Annotated in this window: 2 protein-coding genes; both read left to right on the forward strand. The window is 71.7% G+C overall.

Annotation, left to right across the window (positions count from 1 at the left end):
* Window positions 1-216 precede the first annotated feature (216 nt).
* Window positions 217-1,509 carry an ATP-binding protein gene (locus AOK18_RS03285; RefSeq protein WP_055575006.1) on the forward strand — a complete coding sequence of 431 codons (1,293 nt, stop codon included), beginning with the start codon at window positions 217-219 and terminating at the stop codon, window positions 1,507-1,509.
* Window positions 1,506-2,258, forward strand: coding sequence for a LuxR C-terminal-related transcriptional regulator (locus AOK18_RS03290; protein WP_055575005.1), 753 nt, complete (start codon window positions 1,506-1,508; stop codon window positions 2,256-2,258). The genes AOK18_RS03285 and AOK18_RS03290 overlap by 4 nt, the downstream gene beginning before the upstream one ends.
* The last annotated feature ends 53 nt before the right edge of the window (window positions 2,259-2,311 follow it).

Consider the following 2,311-nt stretch of genomic DNA (forward strand, 5'->3'; position numbering starts at 1 on the left):
TCCCGGCTGCCGTCGCGGCGTGCTGGTGATCTGTCATGAGTCCATGGTGACGGGCGAGCCGCCGCGACGGCAGCCGGGACGACCCTGGCCGGACCCTGATATCGGCCCTGAGGGGGCGGCCGGGGAGCGTACGAGGGGCCGGGCTCCCGGAGATCAGGGGAGTCTCCGGGACCGACCCTGATGTCCCGGAACCGGGGCCGTGTGACCATCATTGGCATGTCGGAAGCCGCAGCAGCGCCCCTCGCAGAACCGCGGCCGCCGCGCAAGCTCTACCGCAGCAGTGACGGACGCTGGCTCGGTGGTGCGGCGCGGGGGCTCGCCGGACACCTCGGGCTGCCCGTGATCTGGGTACGGCTCGTCTTCGTCGGCCTGTTCATGGCCGACGGCCTGGGCGCACTGCTGTACGCCGCCTTCTGGTTCTTCGTCCCGCTCGGGGTCGGCGGCGTGGACGCGCAGAAACCGCCCCCGCTGGTGGCGACCGAGAGCTCACCGGACGGCCGGCGCAGACTCGTCACCCGCAGACCGGACAAGGGCCAGATCGTCGCCCTGCTCCTCATGGTCGTCGTGGCCATGGTCTTCGTCGGCAATGTGGACCTGTCCAACGGCGCCAGGGCCTACCTCTGGCCGACCGTGCTCGTCGGCGCGGGTGTCGCCCTGGTCTGGCGCCAGGCGGACAACGCGCGCCGGGCCCGCTGGGTCGAGGTCGGCAGCCGCCGCCGCACGGTCACCCTGCTGCGGGCCGGCGCCGGCGTCCTGCTGGTGACGGCCGGTGTGTCGGGCATCTTCGTCCTCCGGGGCTCCGGCGCCCACCTCGCGTCGGTGCTCCAGGCGGCCCTCGCGGTCCTCGTCGGGATCACGCTCCTCGCCGGTCCGTACCTGGTGCGCATGACCCAGGACCTGTCCGAGGAACGGCTGATGCGCATCCGGGCCCAGGAACGGGCCGAGGTCGCCGCCCACGTCCACGACTCGGTGCTGCACACCCTCACCCTGATCCAGCGCAACGCCGACAGCCCGGGCGAGGTGCGCCGGCTAGCCCGCGCTCAGGAGCGCGACCTGCGCGCCTGGCTCTACAAGCCCGAGGGCACCGGCAAGGACGAGGCCGACGAGCCCACCACCCTCGCCGACGCCGTACGGCGCAATGCCGCGGAGGTGGAGGACAAGCACGGGGTCCCCATCGAGGTCGTCGTCGTCGGCGACTGCCCGCTGGACGAGAAGATCGGCCCGCAGATGCAGGCCGCGCGCGAAGCGATGGTGAACGCGGCCAAGTACGGTGGCGAGGGGGGTGCCGTACAGGTCTACGCCGAAGTCGAGGGAAGGACGGTCTTCGTGTCCGTCCGGGACCGCGGCCCCGGTTTCGACCTGGACTCGATACCCGCCGACCGCATGGGTGTCAGAGAATCGATCATCGGCCGCATGGAGCGCAACGGCGGCACGGCGCGGCTGCGCGCGGTGCCGGACGGCGGCACGGAGGTCGAGCTGGAGATGGAGAGGGCGGAGAACACGTCATGAGCGAGCCGAACGAGCCGACCGGCCCGAACGGAACGGCGGGACCGGCTGCCCGGGCCGCCGAGTCCGCGCAGTCCACCGGCGGCGCCGGGCGCCATGTGCGTGTCGTCCTCGTCGACGACCACCGCATGTTCCGCACGGGCGTCCAGGCCGAGATAGGACAGACCGAGCAGACCGGCGTCGAGGTGGTCGGCGAGGCCGCGGACGTCGACCAGGCGGTCACGGTCATCACCGCGACCCGGCCCGAGGTCGTCCTCCTCGACGTGCACCTGCCCGGTGGCGGTGGCGTGGAGGTGCTCCGGCGCTGCGCCCCGCTGATGGGCGACACCGAGCAGCCGGTCCGTTTCCTCGCGCTGTCCGTCTCGGACGCGGCGGAGGACGTGATCGGTGTGATCAGGGGCGGCGCCCGCGGATACGTGACCAAGACGATCACCGGGACCGACCTGGTCGACTCGGTGTTCCGCGTCCAGGAGGGCGACGCCGTCTTCTCGCCCCGCCTGGCCGGCTTCGTCCTCGACGCCTTCGCCTCGACCGACGCCCCGCCGCTCGACGAGGACCTCGACCGTCTCACCCAGCGTGAGCGCGAGGTACTGCGGCTGATCGCCCGGGGATACGCGTACAAGGAGATCGCCAAGCAGCTCTTCATCTCGGTGAAGACGGTCGAGTCCCATGTCTCGGCGGTCCTCAGGAAACTCCAGCTCTCCAACCGTCACGAACTGACCCGCTGGGCCACGGCCCGCCGTCTGGTGTGACCGGCTCGCACGGCTTCAGGTCGGTGAGTCGGTGAGCCGGTCACACCAGACGG

It is taken from the genome of Streptomyces prasinopilosus (assembly GCF_001419695.1).
In the GTDB taxonomy this organism is placed as follows: Bacteria; Actinomycetota; Actinomycetes; order Streptomycetales; family Streptomycetaceae; genus Streptomyces; species Streptomyces prasinopilosus.